This is a genomic window from Bacillus swezeyi (assembly GCF_001969815.1).
Classification (GTDB): Bacteria; Bacillota; Bacilli; order Bacillales; family Bacillaceae; genus Bacillus; species Bacillus swezeyi.
Genome location: NZ_MRBK01000004.1, coordinates 290497 through 307869, shown reverse-complemented (window position 1 = coordinate 307869; position 17373 = coordinate 290497). Strand labels below are relative to the sequence as shown.

14 protein-coding genes are annotated in these 17373 nt (G+C 46.7%); 10 read left to right on the top strand and 4 right to left on the bottom strand.

The window, feature by feature from the left end:
* Nucleotides 1-60: 60 nt before the first annotated feature.
* Nucleotides 61-408, bottom strand: a complete 348-nt coding sequence (locus tag BTA30_RS04325) for a helix-turn-helix domain-containing protein (RefSeq protein WP_076759718.1) — start codon at nucleotides 406-408, stop codon at nucleotides 61-63.
* A 213-nt stretch (nucleotides 409-621) separates the two neighbouring features.
* Between BTA30_RS04325 and BTA30_RS04320 the strand changes: the two genes are divergently transcribed.
* From BTA30_RS04320 to BTA30_RS04305, 4 genes are all read left to right on the top strand, one after another.
* Nucleotides 622-1611 carry an asparaginase gene (locus BTA30_RS04320; RefSeq protein ID WP_076759715.1) on the top strand — a complete coding sequence of 330 codons (990 nt, stop codon included), beginning with the start codon at nucleotides 622-624 and terminating at the stop codon, nucleotides 1609-1611.
* A 21-nt stretch (nucleotides 1612-1632) separates the two neighbouring features.
* The gene (gene aspA, locus BTA30_RS04315) at nucleotides 1633-3060 is read left to right on the top strand and encodes an aspartate ammonia-lyase (RefSeq protein WP_076759712.1); all 1428 of its coding nucleotides are present in this window, start codon (nucleotides 1633-1635) and stop codon (nucleotides 3058-3060) included.
* Between the two features lie 330 nt (nucleotides 3061-3390).
* On the top strand, nucleotides 3391-4788 hold the full coding sequence (nhaC, locus tag BTA30_RS04310; protein ID WP_076759709.1) for a Na+/H+ antiporter NhaC: 1398 nt from the start codon (nucleotides 3391-3393) through the stop codon (nucleotides 4786-4788).
* Between the two features lie 34 nt (nucleotides 4789-4822).
* A complete protein-coding gene (locus BTA30_RS04305) occupies nucleotides 4823-6154 on the top strand; it encodes an NAD-dependent malic enzyme (RefSeq protein WP_076759706.1) in 1332 nt (443 codons plus the stop codon).
* Between the two features lie 17 nt (nucleotides 6155-6171).
* Here the strand turns inward: BTA30_RS04305 and BTA30_RS04300 are convergent, their stop codons facing one another.
* Complete coding sequence (locus BTA30_RS04300; RefSeq protein WP_076759702.1) at nucleotides 6172-6561, bottom strand: DUF1259 domain-containing protein; 390 nt, start codon at nucleotides 6559-6561, stop codon at nucleotides 6172-6174.
* Between the two features lie 91 nt (nucleotides 6562-6652).
* On the bottom strand, nucleotides 6653-7441 hold the full coding sequence (locus BTA30_RS04295; RefSeq protein WP_076759700.1) for a formate/nitrite transporter family protein: 789 nt from the start codon (nucleotides 7439-7441) through the stop codon (nucleotides 6653-6655).
* Nucleotides 7442-7636: 195 nt separating this feature from the next.
* Between BTA30_RS04295 and BTA30_RS04290 the strand changes: the two genes are divergently transcribed.
* The 6 genes from BTA30_RS04290 (at nucleotide 7637) to BTA30_RS04265 (ending at nucleotide 15773) form a co-directional block, all read left to right on the top strand.
* Nucleotides 7637-8506: a fructosamine kinase family protein gene (locus tag BTA30_RS04290; protein WP_076759697.1), complete on the top strand. Its 870-nt coding sequence runs from the start codon at nucleotides 7637-7639 to the stop codon at nucleotides 8504-8506.
* A gap of 394 nt (nucleotides 8507-8900) precedes the next feature.
* Nucleotides 8901-10307 (top strand): cytochrome ubiquinol oxidase subunit I, encoded by a 1407-nt coding sequence (locus BTA30_RS04285; protein ID WP_076759694.1) that lies wholly within the window; start codon nucleotides 8901-8903, stop codon nucleotides 10305-10307.
* Nucleotides 10294-11310: a cytochrome d ubiquinol oxidase subunit II gene (gene cydB / locus BTA30_RS04280; protein ID WP_076759692.1), complete on the top strand. Its 1017-nt coding sequence runs from the start codon at nucleotides 10294-10296 to the stop codon at nucleotides 11308-11310. Before BTA30_RS04285 ends, cydB begins: the two co-directional genes overlap by 14 nt.
* Complete coding sequence (cydD, locus tag BTA30_RS04275) at nucleotides 11310-13034, top strand: thiol reductant ABC exporter subunit CydD (RefSeq protein WP_076759689.1); 1725 nt, start codon at nucleotides 11310-11312, stop codon at nucleotides 13032-13034. The genes cydB and cydD overlap by 1 nt, the downstream gene beginning before the upstream one ends.
* Entirely contained in the window at nucleotides 13031-14779 is a 1749-nt protein-coding gene (cydC, locus tag BTA30_RS04270) for a thiol reductant ABC exporter subunit CydC (RefSeq protein WP_076759685.1), read from the top strand. The genes cydD and cydC overlap by 4 nt, the downstream gene beginning before the upstream one ends.
* Nucleotides 14780-14930: 151 nt before the next feature.
* Nucleotides 14931-15773 (top strand): NAD(P)H-hydrate dehydratase, encoded by an 843-nt coding sequence (locus BTA30_RS04265; protein ID WP_076759683.1) that lies wholly within the window; start codon nucleotides 14931-14933, stop codon nucleotides 15771-15773.
* Between the two features lie 45 nt (nucleotides 15774-15818).
* On the opposite strand, the gene BTA30_RS04260 is transcribed toward BTA30_RS04265, so the two are convergent.
* Nucleotides 15819-16835 carry a pectate lyase family protein gene (locus tag BTA30_RS04260; RefSeq protein WP_076759680.1) on the bottom strand — a complete coding sequence of 339 codons (1017 nt, stop codon included), beginning with the start codon at nucleotides 16833-16835 and terminating at the stop codon, nucleotides 15819-15821.
* Nucleotides 16836-17373 lie beyond the last annotated feature (538 nt).

The following is a 17373-nucleotide window of genomic DNA, read 5'->3' as shown; positions in this document are numbered from 1 at the left end:
TTGGCAGATAGGCCAATCAAGTTTTTTAGCTTTATATAAAACTAGTTAATCGCTGTCATTTTACCCCGCGTCAAGTTCTTTTTTGACCTTGATAAACGCTACCATCTGCTTGATTTCTTCTTCAGAAAGAAGCGCCCCATCGACCGTCAGCTTGAGCTTGTCCCATTCCGTCAGTTCAATGGATTTGTTTTTTCGCTTCCCATTATGGAGATCGTCAACTCTGCCAAGCAAATAATCGGTTGAGGTGTTGAATAAATCAGCGATTTCGATCAGAGCCTCTAAAGAAGGGCGGCGATAGCCTGATTCATACCCCGCATAAGTGCTTTTCGCAATACCGAGGCGGTCGGCTGTATATTGCAGTGACCATTTTTTATCTTTTCTCAGTGTAGTTAATCGATCTAAATTCATATATTACGCTCCTTTTGATTCACAGTGATTATAGCACATAATGAGTAAAAGTGTACGCGAAATGAATAATGTTTCTTGATTATTTCACATTTGAAGACTATAATTGCATTAAAGGTACGCATAAAGCGTATACAATGCTTATATGTCAGCCTTCTTTTATACAATGATCATGCATTAGACGATATAAAACTACTTCTTAAAGAGGTGTAGCACATGAAAAAATTACTGCTGTTAACCACCGGCGGGACCATTGCTTCAGTAGAAGGAGAAAACGGACTGGCTCCGGGGGTTAAAGCGGAAGAGCTTCTCAGCTATTTAACTGATGACCACTCCAATTATACGATAGATTGCCAATCTTTAATGGATATAGACAGTACAAATATGCAGCCTGAACACTGGGTGAAAATGGCGGATGCGGTTTATGAGAACTACAGCCGCTATGACGGGTTTGTGATCACACACGGTACAGACACGATGGCCTACACATCGGCAGCGCTTTCATACATGCTTCAGAGTGTGGATAAGCCTGTCGTGATTACGGGTTCTCAGGTTCCGATCACATTTAAGAAAACGGATGCAAAAAAGAATATTAAAGATGCGGTCCGCTTTGCCTGTGACGGGATTGGCGGAGTGTACGTCGTCTTTGACGGACGTGTCATTTTGGGAACGAGAGCGATCAAATTAAGAACGAAAAGCTACGATGCTTTTGAAAGCATCAATTATCCTTATATCGCTTTTATCCACGACAAGGAAATCGAGTATAACAAACGGGTTCCTGAAGTGAAGCCGAACACATTGAAGATCGATACTTCCTTGAACACAGATGTTTGTCTTTTAAAATTGCATCCTGGATTAAAGCCTGAGTTTTTGGATTGTCTGAAAGATTCATATAAAGGCATTGTCATAGAGAGTTACGGAAGCGGCGGCATTCCTTTTGAGGAAAGAAACCTTTTGGAAAAAGTAAACGAGCTGATCGATTACGGGATCGTCGTTGCCATTACGACGCAATGCCTTGAAGAAGGAGAAGACATGAGCATTTATGAGGTCGGCCGAAAGGTTAACCAGGATGCCATTATCCGCTCCAGAAATATGAACACCGAAGCCATCGTACCTAAGCTCATGTGGGCCTTAGGGAAAACCGGAGAGCCCGGCGAGGTTAAAAAAATCATGGAAACACCGATTGCAGACGACATCATCATTTAAAAAAGAAAGCAGGGTTATCAAATGAAAGCTCAGATGACATATCGGACGGAAAAGGATTTTCTCGGAGAAAAAAACATCCCGGCCGATGTCTACTACGGTATTCAAACATTACGGGCAGCAGAGAATTTTCCTATCACAGGGTATAAGGTTCACGAGGAAATGATCAAAGCATTGGCTGTGGTAAAAAAAGCAGCCGCACTCGCTAACATGGAAACGAAACGCCTCTATAAAGGCCTCGGCGAAGCAATCGTCCAAGCGGCCGATGAGATTATCGAAGGCAAGCTTCATGATCAATTTATCGTTGATCCGATTCAGGGCGGTGCCGGGACTTCAATGAACATGAATGCGAACGAAGTCATCGGAAACCGTGCGCTTGAACTGCTTGGCCACAGCAAAGGGGAATATATTCATTTAAGTCCGAATACGCACGTCAACATGTCGCAATCAACAAACGATGTATTCCCAACGGCCATCCACATTTCAACGCTCAAGCTGCTGGAAAAGCTGCTGCATACGATGGATTACATGCTTGAAACCTTTAAGAAAAAAGCAAGCGACTTTGACCATGTCATTAAAATGGGGCGCACTCATCTCCAGGATGCTGTTCCGATTCGTCTGGGCCAGGAATTTGAAGCGTACAGCCGCGTCATTGAGCGCGACATCAAGCGGATTAAACAGTCGCGTCAGCATCTGTATGAAGTCAATATGGGCGCCACCGCGGTGGGAACGGGATTGAATGCAGACCCGCGCTATATTGAACATGTGGTCACATACTTGGCGGACATCAGCGGCCTTCCGCTCGTCGGCGCTGACCATCTAGTTGATGCAACTCAAAATACAGACGCTTACACAGAAGTATCCGCGGCATTGAAAGTCTGCATGATGAACATGTCCAAAATCGCGAATGACCTTAGGTTAATGGCATCTGGTCCGCGTGCGGGACTGGCTGAGATTTCTCTGCCGGCGAGACAGCCGGGGTCATCGATCATGCCTGGGAAAGTCAATCCTGTCATGGCCGAGCTGATCAACCAGATCGCATTCCAGGTGATCGGAAACGATCATACGATCTGCCTGGCTTCTGAAGCAGGCCAGCTCGAACTGAATGTCATGGAACCTGTACTCGTGTTCAACCTTCTTCAATCGATCAGCATCATGAATAACGGATTCCGTTCCTTTACGGATCATTGTTTGGCAGGCATTGAAGCAAATGAAAAACGTTTAGAAGCATATGTAGAAAAAAGCGCAGGCGTCATTACGGCCGTAAACCCGCACCTCGGGTATGAAGCAGCCGCCAGAATTGCGAGAGAAGCCATTCTGACAGGTCAGTCGGTCCGCGATTTATGTCTGCAAAATGATGTATTGACAGAAGAAGAGCTAGATCTGATTTTAAACCCGTTTGAAATGACAAAACCGGGTATTGCCGGGGCTGAGCTTTTAAATCGGGATTAATTGGGAGACAGGCGGAAACACTCTGAATCATTTTACCGGGATAGAATACAGAGTGTTTTCGCTTTCCTTTAAAAGCTTTAAGAGGAAAAAGGAGAACAGCGGTGAAGTATGAATGTGACAGCTTTCTTGCATACGCGCGGATGAAAGGAACGGCGGCTGATTACACGGACGTCCTATCCAAATACCGCCGTCATCACAGCCTGTGAAAGTTGCCTTTTTCATGATATACTGTGTTTTGTTATTTAAATTTTTAAGAAAAACTTGAAGTAATTTGCTATTTTTATGTAGTTTCTTTTGTAAGCGTTTCATTTAATAAGGGGGAATTAGGAGATGAAAAATATACGGTTGCCGTCAATGCTCGAAATCATTTGTGTACTAGGTGCATTCTTAGCAATAGTTTGTTCATTTACAGTTATGTTTAAGTTACCCATACAGCTGGCATTGTTCATTTCATGGTTTTTGGTGATCTTGCTCGGACTGCGTCTCGGGCACAAATATGAGGATTTGCAAAAATCGATTATAAAAGGGATATCAAATGGACTTGAAGCGATACTCATCCTGATTGCTGTCGGTGCTTTGATCGGCACATGGATAGCCGGCGGGGTTGTGCCGACTTTGATTTTTTACGGGCTTGAGTTTATTCACCCGAGCATATTCCTGCTCGCCACGCTCATTATTTGTTCGATTACCTCTGTCGCAACAGGGACGTCCTGGGGAACCGTCGGGACAGCCGGAATTGCCATGATGGCCATCGGGGAAGGGCTTGGACTTCCTCTCCCGCTAGTCGCCGGAGCCGTTTTGTCAGGAGCCTATTTCGGGGATAAATTATCACCGCTTTCCGACAGTACAGTGCTCGCTTCTTCGTTATCAAAGGTCGAAGTCATCACCCATGTCAGAGCGATGCTGTATTTATCCGTTCCCGCATATGTGATCACGGCGATACTGTTTACAATTACGGGCTTTATTTATGGAAGTAAAAATGTAGACTTGGCTAAAGTTGAATTTTTGAAATCGTCTTTGCAGAACACGTTTGATATTCACATTTGGATGCTGATTCCGGCTGTCATTGTCATCGTTCTGCTGGCGATGAGAAAGCCGTCGGTGCCGACGATCGCAATCGGTGCTCTCTTAGGCGCGATTTGGGCGGCGGTATTCCAAGGAATGAATTTTGCCGATGCGATTGGAACAGCTTACAACGGTTTTTCAATCGACTCGGGGATCGAGTTTTTGGACAAGCTTTTAAACCGCGGCGGAATCCAGGGAATGCTTGGCTCTGTCGTTGTCATTATTCTTGGACTCGGTTTTGGCGGGCTGCTTGAGCATTTAGGTGTTCTGAAAGTGATTGTTTCGAAGTTCCAGAAAAAGCTGACATCGGCCGGAAATGTAACGTTCTCAACCATCATCGTCGCCTTCTTGGCCAATGTGTTTGGCAGCGCGATGTATGTCTCGCTGATTTTAACGCCGAAAATCATGGAAAAAAGCTATGACAAGCTGAATATTGACCGGAGAGTACTGTCAAGAAACGCGGAGGTCGGGGGTACGATGACATCGGGAATGGTTCCGTGGTCAGATAACGGAATATACATGGCTAGTATTCTCGGCGTCTCGACCTTCTCTTATCTGCCGTTCATGTGGCTGAGCTTTGTTTCCATTGGAATTGCTATTATTTATGGATATACAGGGAAATTTATCTGGTATACGAACAAAAAGGATTCGCCGGTGCAGTAGCTGATCTTTAACAAATCTTTGGAGGTACTCTATTATGAATGGCAATAATATTATTCGAAATTTGATGCTGGAGATCCCTTCAGCACCCGGAAACCTTGGAAAAGTGACAACTGCGATCGGCCTTGCCGGCGGTGATATCGGGGAAGTTGAAACGATCAAGGTCGGGCCGAATTATACAATGCGTAACATCACCGTTCAAGTTGAACATGAAGAACAGCTGACTGAGATTCTTGATGTGATCCGCAATTTAAAAGAAGGCATCCATCTTCACACCGTTTCAGATGATGTCCTTGCCGCGCATGAAGGCGGAAAAATCCACATGAAGAGCAAAATGCCGATTCGTTCATTGGCAGACTTGAGACGGGTCTATACTCCAGGTGTCGCAAACGTATGTGAGATCATTAAAGAGGAACCGCAAAAAGCAAAGATTTATACCGGTATCGGCAATACGGTGGCCATCGTGACAGATGGAACGGCCATCCTTGGGCTGGGGGATATCGGGCCGGTTGCCGGAATGCCTGTTATGGAAGGAAAAGCGGCGCTTTTTGACCAGCTGGCCGGCATCAGCGGGATGCCGATTCTGCTTGATACGAAAGATCCTGACGACATTGTGCAGACGGTCAAAAACATTGCGCTCGGATTTAACGGCATTCTTCTCGAAGATATCGGTTCTCCGCATTGCTTTGAAATTGAGGAGCGCTTGAAAAAAGACTTGAATATTCCGGTGATGCATGATGACCAGCATGGCACTGCGGTAGTCACGCTGGCAGCGGCGATCTCAGCCGCTGAGAGCGCCGGCGTCGACTTAAAGCAGGCGCATGTCGGTCAAATCGGACTGGGTGCTGCAGGTGTTGCCATCTGCCGGATGTTTATGGCTTACGGGGTCAAACGGGTTGTTGGAACAGATAAATCAATGGAAGCGATGGCCCGTTTAGAAAATTACGGCGGCCATGCGGCTGAAAGCATTGAAGAGTTGATGGAAAGCTGTGACATCATCATCGCAACGACCGGTGTTCCGGGACTTATCAATAAAAAATGGGTTCGTGAAGGCCAGGTGATTTTGGCTCTTTCCAATCCAAAACCGGAGATTGAGCCTGAAGATGCGCTTAAGGCAGGTGCCGCATACGCCGCTGACGGACGGTCCGTCAACAATGTACTTGGATTCCCGGGCATATTCAGAGGTGTGCTAAATGCTGGAGCGGACTCAATCAGCCATCCGATGCTGGTTGCCGCTGCCGAAGCGATAGCCTCTTGTACAAATCAAGGAGACTTGGTGCCTGATCCGCTGAATCCTGACGTTCATGAGATCGTCGCTGAGGCAGTCGAAAGAGTTGCGCTGTCTGAGATGGGAAAAATGAATGAATAAAGAAAACAGCTGCTGCTTTATCGCAACACAGATAAGGCGGCAGCTGTTTTTCTTGCAAAAGTCAGCGGAGACTCCACAGATTGAAAATGAATGTATAAAAGATTCGGTTCAGTGAAAATCCAATGGTTATGCAAAGCGCTGATGATGAGGCCTTGATCAACCAGCCTTTTTGTGAAAAGCGGAATTTCTTCCTGCAATATGGCGATTTCCGCCATGTTCAAGGCGATGCCGTTTTGATCAAGCGCTTCAAACATGATTTCTTCCATCCCGACACCACGGCTCTGCCTTCCCTGAATCCTGACATTTAAATGCCGTTTAATGCTGACGGAACAAACGCCGTTTTCAACGTGGGGCTCCCCATTTAAAATTTGTCCAAACTGCCGGCAAATCGTTTGAAAATGATGCATACCGCAAAACCTCCATTTTGACTGTCACATGATTTTATGAATGGCATCATTTTTTCATGATGATTTAAAAATGGAAGGTTCATCAATGCGGTTATTTTATGATTTCTTCGCCGCCCGGTTTGTTCGCGTAGTTATACATAAAGCCCATCATAAATGCGCCGCCGACCAGATTTCCCAATGTTACCGGAATGATATTGTGGATTGCGCCGGCCAAAGAAATGGTATCAGGATGGTCGGTCACTAAGGCGACAGCAAAGGTGGCCATGTTCGCAATGCTGTGTTCATATCCGGAAATAAAGAAAGTAAAAACAAACAGCATCATAGAGAACATTTTCGCGCCGTCTCCCTTTTGCGCCATCGGAACAAAAAACGCCAGACAGACAAGCCAGTTACAAAGAATCGCTTTAAAAAACAATTCAATTGTAGGCGTATGAATTTTATGCTCCGCAACACTCAGTAAAAAGCCGGTGGAAGACGAATCCTTGAATAAGCCGGTTGCAAAGATGAGGCCGGCAAAAAAGACAGCGCCCATTAAGTTTCCCGCATAGCTGAATCCCCACATCTTGATGACATCGGCCCAGCGCATTTTTTTGCGAAGTGCTGCAAGTGTATAATAAAACGTGTTTCCCGTGAATAAATCTCCCCCGCCATAGACAATCAATATAATGGCGCCCCCAAATGTGATCGCTGCAATCGGATATGTGAAAGGAGATTGCTCAAGATAAAAGAGGTTCCCCGTTTTAAATGCGACGATCACGCCGAATCCGATGAACATACTTGCCAGTATAGAGCGCAAAAGGTAACGGAGTCGGCTTTGCGCGAAAATTCCGTATTTTTTTAAAGCAAGCTCTTCAACTAGAATAAGCGATTTAGTTTCCATGTTTACCACCACCATCAAGTCTTTACTTAAGAAGTCTTTTTAATACGACTTAAGTATATCAGGATATTGTGAAATGTTTCACATAATTAATGACTTTTATGTGAACGGCCATCATGTAAGCTTTGTGGAAGCCTAACCAATCGAGCGCTTTTCATTTTTTCAGCATTTTTGTATAAAGTGAATGGGGGTGACAGAATGGACATCAAAACAGTCGTTGAAAAAGCGGTGCAATCAGCCGGACGCAGTCTCTCGATCAGGCATGTAAGAGAAGTAGGCGGAGGCGACATCAATCACACTTTTCTTGTGGAAACAGATGAAACGTTTTTGTTCGTCAAAGTAAACAAGGGTGTGCCTTCCGACTTTTTTGAAAAAGAAGCCATGGGACTTCAAGAATTGAGGAAAACAGGGGCTGTGAAAGTGCCGGAAGTGATTGCCTATAATGAAAAGAGCGCTCCGGAGCGCTTCCTCGTTCTTTCATATATCAAAAGTATTCGGTCTTCAGGATCGGAAGAAGAATTAGGAAGACGTCTCGCTGCCATGCATCGAACGGAAAAGCCTTATTACGGATTGGCATATGACAATTACATCGGCACATGTAAGCAGGAAAACGGCGTGTATGACAGCTGGCAGGCTTACTATCGGGATCAAAGGCTGCTTCCGCAGATCATGGCCGCCCGGGAAAAAGGATTATTAAACGACCAGCAGGCAAAGCGCCACATCCGGCTCGCTGAAGCCTCCGGCCGCTGGCTTCCGGACGACCCTCGTGCATCTGTTCTGCACGGTGATCTATGGGGAGGCAATTGGATGACGGGGGAGGATGGCTCCCCATACCTCATTGATCCGGCTGTTTTATATGGGGATTATCGCATGGATCTGGCGATGACCGCTTTATTCGGCGGTTTTTCTGATCGGTTTTACCGCGCTTATGAAGAGGCGTCGGGTCAGCCCCTTACCCGGGAAGTATGGCCGCTCTATCAGCTTTTTTATATCTATTTGCACTTGAATTCGTTTGGAAAAAGCTATTTGGTTCATGCTGAGAGAATTGTACAGCGGTATATCGGTTAAAAACAGAATGTCGTCTAAGTGCAGGTAAAAGATACCGATTTTGTGACAGCTTCAGGACACCCTTCATAGGGTGTTTTTTAGTTGATAAACATGGGTTTGCAAGTCGGTATGGTAAATAAAACCTATTTGTTGTCAAAAAAAGTTTAAACTTTCTTCAATATTTGGCCACAAAATGATCCAAATTTTAGGTAATTAGATCTTTTTTTCTATAAACAAACGGTGTAAATTACTTATATAAGAAGTACAAAGATTGATTTATAAGTCTATTGGATTATTTTTTGAACAATCACACCTGAGGGAAGTTCCGAGTGTCGTCCCTCATGATTTTGTGAAGTATTGAACAAGTTTATTTATCATGATCTGTGATCAACAATGGAAATGGAGGAAGCAGGGGATGAACGAATTAATCTTAGCCAGATTTCAATTTGCTTCAACGACGATTTTTCACTTTATTTTTGTTCCGATGTCCATCGGGCTTGTCTTTATGGTTGCTTTGATGGAGACCCTTTATGTTGTGAAGAAAAAAGATATGTATAGGACGATGGCTAAATTTTGGGGGCACTTATTTTTAATTAACTTTGCAGTCGGTGTTGTCACCGGCATCTTGCAGGAATTTCAGTTCGGGATGAACTGGTCGGAATACTCCCGCTTTGTCGGCGATGTATTCGGGGCTCCGCTCGCTGTTGAGGCTCTCTTGGCTTTCTTTATGGAATCGACCTTTATCGGCCTGTGGATTTTCGGCTGGGACCGCCTTCCGAAAAAGATTCACTTGCTGTCCATCTGGCTTGTTTCACTGGGCACAATTCTGTCGGCGTTTTGGATTTTGGCAGCCAACTCATTTATGCAGGAACCTGTTGGTTTTGCCATCAAAAACGGCCGTGCGGAAATGACTGACTTCTTTGCAATCATTAAGAATCCGCAGCTATGGGTGGAATTTCCGCACGTGATTTTCGGCGCGCTGGCTACCGGTTCGTTTTTTATTGCCGGTGTGAGTGCATACAAAATGCTGAAAAAACAGGAAATGCTGTTTTTTAAAAAATCTTTTCAGATTGCGATGGTTGTGGCGCTGGTTTCCGGTATCGGAGTTGCATTCAGCGGACATGAACAGGCGCAGCATCTGATGAAAAGCCAGCCGATGAAAATGGCCGCAAGTGAAGCGCTTTGGGATGACAGCGGTGATCCGGCTGCGTGGACGATGCTTGCCAATATTGATACGGACAAGCAGGAGAACAAATCTGAACTCAGCATTCCTTATGCACTCAGCTATCTGGCGTATAAACAGTTCAGCGGAGATGTGCCTGGAATGAAAACTTTGCAGAAACAATATGAAGAAAAGTATGGCGAAGGAAACTATATTCCTCCGGTGAAAACGACGTTCTGGAGCTTCAGGATTATGGCTGGTGCAGGCATGTTAATGATCGCTGCCGCTATGACAGGTCTTATCCTCAGCTTCCGCAAAAAGCTTGAGACAAGCAAGTGGTTTTTGCGGGGGATGGTTGCTCTGATCGCGTTTCCGTTCATCGCAAACACGGCAGGCTGGATCATGACTGAGATCGGACGCCAGCCATGGACGGTCTTTGGCATTTTGACGACCGCGCAGTCTGTTTCACCGAACGTTTCGGCGGGAATGCTGCTGTTCTCGGTCATCGCGTTTACTGCGATTTATCTCGTACTGGCAATCATCCTTGTCTACTTGTTTATCCGCGAGATTAAAAAAGGGGCTGCACATCATGATCACCATCATGAGGATTCCGTATCGACAGACCCGTTTGATCAGGAGGTTTACCATGGTATCTCTTAATGAGCTTTGGTTCATATTAGTCGCTGTGTTGTTCGTAGGGTTTTTCTTTCTGGAAGGTTTTGATTTTGGCGTCGGCATGGCGACACGGTTTCTCGGCCGCAATGAGCTTGAGCGGAGGGTGATGATCAATACGATCGGTCCCTTCTGGGATGCGAACGAGGTCTGGCTGCTGACGGGCGGAGGCGCAATTTTTGCCGCGTTTCCGAATTGGTATGCAACCATGTTCAGCGGGTACTACATCCCATTCGTCTTTGTGCTGCTTGCCTTGATAGGACGGGGTGTCGCTTTTGAGTTTAGAGGGAAAGTGGAGACCGCTAAATGGACAAAAACATGGGATTGGGTCGTATTTTTCGGCAGCCTGCTGCCTCCGTTTTTGTTCGGAGTTTTATTCACCAGTATTCTACGGGGGATGCCGATTGATGCTGAGATGAATCTACACGCCGGTTTTACAGATTACGTCAATGTCTATTCCGTCACTGGAGGAGTCACCGTCACGCTTCTTTGTCTCTTGCACGGGTTGATCTTTATTACACTCAGAACGGAAGCCGATTTGCGCGTTCGTGCAAGACAGCTCGCTAAAAAAATCGTATTTGCTGTTTTGGCAGCGCTCGTCGCTTTTGTTGCACTGTCTATTTTTGAAACGGATCTGTTTACAGGACGCGGACATGTGACAATACCGCTTGCCGCTCTGATTGTCGTCTGCTATGTGCTTTCCATTATATTTATGAAACAAAAGCGCGATGGCTGGACGTTTGCCATGACGGGAGCGGGGATCGCGCTCACAGTGGCGACGATTTTCACGGCGCTGTTCCCGCGGGTTATGATCAGCTCGGTCAAAAGCGCATATGATTTAACGGTTTACAATGCTTCTTCAGGCGACTATTCTTTAAAGGTCATGACGATTGTAGCGCTGTCATTGCTTCCTTTTGTACTGGGCTATCAAGTCTGGAGCTACTATGTATTTCGGAAACGGGTCAGCAGTAAGGAGCCAATGATTTATTAATGGGAAAAGATCTTTTTCAATATAAAGGAATGAAACGAATTCTCGCGGTGCTGACTGTATTGACCTGTGTCCAGGGCGCCGCGATCATCATGCAGGCTGAGTGGCTTGCCGAAGCGGTGACCCGCCTTTTCAACGGCGAACGAATCGATTCTGTTCATTTATTGATCATCTTCTTTTTGGCGGCGTTCCTTCTCCGTCATGCCATCACGCTTGTCAAGCAGCGGGCGGTTTATGACTACGCCGCCAAAACGGGTGCCGACATGCGAAAAAGCTTCCTCGAGAAGCTTTTTCAATCCGGTCCGCGGCTGGCAAGGAAAGAAGGCACCGGTCACGTGGTCACACTTGCGATGGAGGGGATTGCCCAGTTCCGCCGCTACTTGGAGCTGTTTATTCCGAAAATGATCAGCATGGCCGTTATTCCGGCGGCGGTCGTCGGCTATGTTTTTTTCAAAGACAGATCATCTGCCGTCATACTGATGGTCACGATGCCGATCTTAATTGCCTTTATGATTTTGCTCGGATATGCCGCGAAGAGAAAAGCAGACCGCCAGTGGAAGACGTATGAAACGCTCTCCAACCATTTCACAGACTCGCTGCGCGGGTTGGAAACATTGAAATTTTTAGGGTTAAGCGGTTCACACGCAAACAATATCTTTCATGTGAGTGAACGATATCGGAAGGCGACGATGAGCACGCTTAGGATCGCCTTTCTATCATCGTTTGCCCTCGATTTTTTTACGATGCTTTCCGTGGCAACGGTGGCTGTTTTTCTCGGCCTCGGCCTTGTTGAAGGGCACATCATGCTCGGCCCTGCTCTTGCAGTCCTGATCCTGGCTCCTGAATTTTTTCTTCCGGTCCGCGAAGTCGGCAATGACTACCACGCCACATTGAACGGACAGGAAGCAGGCAAGGCGATCAAGGAAATCCTTGCCGCTCCTTCATTTAAGGAAGAGACCCCGCTTCAGCTTGCTGAATGGTCAGACGGGAATCAAATAAAACTCAAAGAAGTATCTGTCCAGCATGATGAAGAGGATCGCCATTCTTTGACCGATGTTTCTCTTTCTTTTAAAGGGAAGAGAAAAATCGGCATCATTGGTGAAAGCGGCGCCGGGAAGTCAACGCTTATCGATGTGCTGGGCGGTTTTTTAGAAACGAAAAGCGGAGTGATTGAAGTCGGCGGCACAGAAAGAACACACCTGCAGGCGGAAAGCTGGCAGCGGCAGCTTCTTTATATTCCGCAGCATCCGTTTATTTTTCCGGATACATTAAGCGCCAACATCCGTTTTTATCACCCCGGCGCTTCACCTGAAGAAATTGAACGGGCGGCAAAGGCCGCGGGGCTTACACAGTTGATTGAACAACTTCCTTCAGGGCTTGAGGAACGGATTGGCGAAGGAGGAAGGGCGTTGAGCGGGGGACAGGCCCAGCGGACAGCCATTGCCCGGGCCTTTCTCGGAAACCGTCCGATTCTGCTGTTAGACGAGCCGACCGCACACTTGGATATTGAAACGGAATATGAGATTAAGCAAACGATGCTGAAACTGTTTGAAGACAAGCTTGTCTTTATGGCGACCCATCGGCTGCACTGGATGCTTGATATGGATGAAATCATCGTGCTCCAGGATGGGAAAGTGGCTGAAACCGGAACACATCAAGAACTGATCGAAAAGCGCGGAGTTTATTACGATCTTGTGCAGGCGCAGTCTTTTGGGGGTGCATCATGAAGAAAGAAGACCGGTGGGTGCTGCCGTATGTAAAGAAAAATATGAAGCTGTTTATCATTGTGGTTTTGCTCGGCGGACTGACAGTTTGCTCCGCGGCTGCTCTGATGTTTACGTCAGGCTATTTGATTTCCAAAGCCGCGACCCGGCCGGAAAACGTGTTAATGATCTATGTGCCGATTGTCGCCGTCCGCACATTTGGGATTTTACGGTCTGTATCGCGATATGTTGAACGGCTGACAGGCCATCACATGATATTAAAGATTTTATCCGATATGCGTGTTCGGCTGTACCGGATGCTGGAGCCGCAGGCTTTGACGTTGCGTTCGCGCTTTCGTACAGGCGATATGCTCGGCATTTTGGCGGACGATATTGAACACTTGCAGGATATGTATTTAAAAACGGTATTTCCCGGACTGTCGGCTCTGCTATTGTACGCTGCATTTACCTTTGCGCTCGGCTTCTTTTCCTGGCCCTTTGCCGGACTTATCGCAATCTATGCGGCTGTTCTTGTTTTTCTCGTCCCGCTTGTGTCTCTGCTTGTGACAAGGGCGAAAAACATTGTTCTCAAAAGAGGCCGCAGCCGACTGTACCGTCAGCTGACGGACGCTGTGATGGGTGTGAGTGATTGGGTTTTCAGCGGCCGTCAACACGACTTTATTCGTGTGTATGAAGAGGAGGAACAGAAGTGGCTGGAGGTCGAAAAGAGACGCCGGCGGTTTACGCGCTGGAGGGATTTTACCGTGCAATGCCTCACGGCCGGACTCGTTTTGATGATGCTGATTTGGGCCGGCGGACAAAGCGCTGAAGGTGGTTTGGCCCCTACGTTTATTGCCGCCTTTGTCCTTGTTGTTTTTCCGCTGACTGAAGCCTTTTTTCCGCTCTCTGATGCGGCGGAGGCCATTCCGGAGTATCAGGATTCTTTGCGGCGCATGGAAGAGCTTGAGCCGGAACGGGGGGAGAACGGGCTGGCTGCTCAGGCGGAAAGCGCCGAGGCGGTCGGTTTGGAGGATGTAACACTTCGCTTTGAAGATGTTTCGTTTTCCTATGAACAAGGCCAGCCTGTATTAAACGGCGTGACTTTTACGCTAAGGCAGGGAGAAAAAATTGCGCTGCTTGGTCCGAGCGGTGCGGGGAAATCGACGATTTTGACTTTGATCGAAGGCGCGCTGTCTCCATCACAAGGCCGTGTCTCTTTTAACGGCATCGCGGCTGAATCCCTTCATCATCATATTTCCAGGGTTGTGGCCGTTTTTAATCAGCGGCCGCATCTGTTTGACACGACGGTGTTAAACAATATTCGTCTCGGCAATCCTGATGCGAGTGATGATGAAGTGTACTGGGCGGCGCGGCAGGTAAAGCTTCACGATTATATTGAATCGCTTTCTGACGGTTATAACACCTCCGTCCAGGAAACAGGCATTCGTTTTTCGGGAGGGGAACGCCAGCGAATGGCATTGGCGCGGATTCTTCTTCAGGATGCACCGATCGTTATTCTGGACGAACCTACCGTCGGCCTTGATCCCAAAACGGAAAAGGATCTGTTAGCGACAATGTTCCAAGTGCTTAAAGGGAAGACCGTGCTTTGGATTACACACCATTTGGCCGGGGCCGAAGCGGCCGACCGAATTCTCTTTCTTGAAAACGGAATGATTCAAATGGAAGGAAGCCATAAACAGCTTTTGCATGAAAATCCGCGTTATCAGCGGCTTTATCGGCTCGATGCACCTGTTGCAAGGCTTCCGTAAAGATTTTGGAGACAGCTTCAGATGGTGAAGCTGTCTCTTCCGCATTTTATTCCTGCAAATGTTTGGGGGATCTTATACATTTTGCAGGATGTATAAAGGTATGATTCAATAGAACTTAATTAAACGTTTGTTTAAAAGGTGTGAAGTGAAGATGTCTGAAGAAAGTCTGCCGATTTGGACGAAAGAACGTGTGAAATCCGCGTTGCCGAAAAGAGAGAATGACAGTCATAAAGGAGCATACGGCACAGGTCTTTTATTTGCCGGGAGCCATGATATGCCTGGAGCAGCACTTCTTGCCGGAATGGGCGCCATGCGCAGCGGCATTGGAAAGCTTGTAATCGGCACAAGCGGCAGTGCTATTCCGCTGATCGTTCCCGTTCTCCCTGAAGCGACATATTGGCGGGACGGCTTAGAAAAGACAGCCGAAGGCAGATTTGATGAACATTACCGCGTGATTGCAATAGGCCCGGGGCTCTCGCCTTCACAAACGACTGAACAAGCCGTTGAACGGGTATTGGAGGAAGACTGCCCGGTTGTCCTTGATGCGGGAGCTCTGTCAAAAAGGTCGTATCCCCTTCGCAAAGCCCCCACTATTCTGACGCCGCATCCAGGTGAGTTTTCAAGAATTACAGGCCTGTCTGTCCAAGATGTTCAGAAAGACCGTATTTCACTGGCTAAAACATATGCGGCACAACTGGGCGTCACGATTATTCTGAAAGGAAATGAGACGATCACCGCATTTCCTGACGGAGAGTGCTGGAAAAATCAAACTGGCGGCAGTGCGCTGGCAAAGGGAGGAACCGGTGATACGTTAACCGGGATGATTTTGGGAATGCTTTGCTGCCATGAGAATCCGAAAGAAGCGGTGCTAAATGCCGTCCATCTGCATGGCGCTTGTGCGGATGAATGGACGAAGACGAGATCTGCTCATACACTGCTTGCCCATGAGCTTTCTGAATGGCTGCCAAGGGTGTGGAAAGAGTATGAGGTATAAAAAAGAAACGCCCGGGAAAACCCAAGCGTTTCCGTCTGACACCACTTAAGGATTGATTTTGCCGACCCCGGCATTTTGCATGACGATCGATTTGACATTGTCTACATTATCGAGTGAGTAGCTGTACGGCGGATTGTAGGTTGTTGTTGAAGAAGTCGGCATGCTGCCTGTTGAGTTGACAAATTTGTTGTTGGACACGTCCCAATAGCCGGGCGAACTGCTGTACCAGGCAACGATCGGATCTTTGGCGTTTTCAAAGAGGTTGTTTTCAATTTTGAGGCGTGCCCCCATTCTCGAATTGACACCGCTTTCAATGATATTGCTGTAATAGTTGTTGTAAAGGTGGCCTTCACCGAACCGGAATGCGGGAACGCGGGAATTCAGATTTTCAAACCAATTGTGGTGGAACGTAATGGTCCGATTGTTATTATCGCTGTCTGATGACCCCATCAGCATGGATTTCCATGCGTCATGGGCATAGTTCCAGGAGAATGTAATGTATTTCGCGTCTTTTTTGACATCGAATAATCCGTCATAGTGATCTTTATCTACATTCAAGCTGTGATACAGTTCATTATGATCGACCCAAATATTACTGGAAGGCCCTTCGATGCTGATCGCATCTTTATCGCCTGATGCGACTTCATGAATTTTTAAGTTGCGGATGATGACGTTTTCTGCGCGCCACACTTTAATGCCGATGCCCTTGAATTCGCCTTTTGTTCCAGAGCCGACAATCGACACATCTGAAACATCTTTGATGTCAATTTTTGATGCTGATGTATTGGAGGTTGTAATTGTACCATTGACATAAATTTTTAAAGGCGTATTCGAACTTTTATTCTTTAACGCTGCGATGATCTGGTCTCCCGTTGTCACGGTTACCGTCTGTCCGCCTTCTCCGCCGGTGGTTCCTCCGTTTAAAGAAGCGAAGCCTTTCAAGCCGAAGTCGGCCAGCGGACTGACCTTGGCAGAAGCAGCGGCTTCTGCAGATACCGCTGGTGTTAACGCTCCGATAACCCCTAATACAAAGATAAACATGAGACTTATGATTTTCTTCATTGTTTTCCTCCTATTTTTTCGTTTTTTATGACCGTAAGGAAAGCGCTTACAATCAAGGTGGACGGTGTAGAATGGACATCCTCATACCTCCCTTTTATTGGAATTAGGGAGATCATAGCACAGAAAACTGAATTATCTGAATAATCATGAGATAAGTTGGAAGCGGGTGTAAGCTGATGATTATGACAAATGGCATAAATATGAGGAGAAGCGCATGACCATCAAGATCTTTTGTCTTATCAAACTGCAAAAAAAGAATTTATCGATGTGAACATTCAACAAATTCATGTCTGGAAAATGGTTATTGGCTTTTTTGTTTTTCAGGGGATTCATAAGTCAATCTTTAAAATTGAAGGGGGGATCGGTGCCCTTGAGGATGGTTGGCAGCCATTCGGTAATGTTAGTGATGACTGAGATGGGGGTTTTCGCGGCAGCACTTTAAGCAGGATATGCGTAGACAAAGCGGGAAGGCAGAAGCTATCATTGTGACGGCTTCTCCTTCTGCTCTTGTATATCCGAGATGGGCCTTCATCATTTT

What these genes read in the sequence shown, in the direction of transcription:
- cydD (WP_076759689.1), top strand. Translation starts at nt 11,310, where the DNA reads ATGGGAAAAGATCTTTTTCAATATAAAGGAATGAAACGAATTCTCGCG.
- BTA30_RS04285 (WP_076759694.1), top strand. Translation starts at nt 8,901, where the DNA reads ATGAACGAATTAATCTTAGCCAGATTTCAATTTGCTTCAACGACGATT.
- BTA30_RS04295 (WP_076759700.1), bottom strand. Translation starts at nt 7,441, where the DNA reads ATGGAAACTAAATCGCTTATTCTAGTTGAAGAGCTTGCTTTAAAAAAA.
- BTA30_RS04260 (WP_076759680.1), bottom strand. Translation starts at nt 16,835, where the DNA reads ATGAAGAAAATCATAAGTCTCATGTTTATCTTTGTATTAGGGGTTATC.
- nhaC (WP_076759709.1), top strand. Translation starts at nt 3,391, where the DNA reads ATGAAAAATATACGGTTGCCGTCAATGCTCGAAATCATTTGTGTACTA.
- aspA (WP_076759712.1), top strand. Translation starts at nt 1,633, where the DNA reads ATGAAAGCTCAGATGACATATCGGACGGAAAAGGATTTTCTCGGAGAA.
- BTA30_RS04320 (WP_076759715.1), top strand. Translation starts at nt 622, where the DNA reads ATGAAAAAATTACTGCTGTTAACCACCGGCGGGACCATTGCTTCAGTA.
- BTA30_RS04305 (WP_076759706.1), top strand. Translation starts at nt 4,823, where the DNA reads ATGAATGGCAATAATATTATTCGAAATTTGATGCTGGAGATCCCTTCA.
- BTA30_RS04300 (WP_076759702.1), bottom strand. Translation starts at nt 6,561, where the DNA reads ATGCATCATTTTCAAACGATTTGCCGGCAGTTTGGACAAATTTTAAAT.
- BTA30_RS04290 (WP_076759697.1), top strand. Translation starts at nt 7,637, where the DNA reads ATGGACATCAAAACAGTCGTTGAAAAAGCGGTGCAATCAGCCGGACGC.
- cydB (WP_076759692.1), top strand. Translation starts at nt 10,294, where the DNA reads ATGGTATCTCTTAATGAGCTTTGGTTCATATTAGTCGCTGTGTTGTTC.
- BTA30_RS04325 (WP_076759718.1), bottom strand. Translation starts at nt 408, where the DNA reads ATGAATTTAGATCGATTAACTACACTGAGAAAAGATAAAAAATGGTCA.
- BTA30_RS04265 (WP_076759683.1), top strand. Translation starts at nt 14,931, where the DNA reads ATGTCTGAAGAAAGTCTGCCGATTTGGACGAAAGAACGTGTGAAATCC.
- cydC (WP_076759685.1), top strand. Translation starts at nt 13,031, where the DNA reads ATGAAGAAAGAAGACCGGTGGGTGCTGCCGTATGTAAAGAAAAATATG.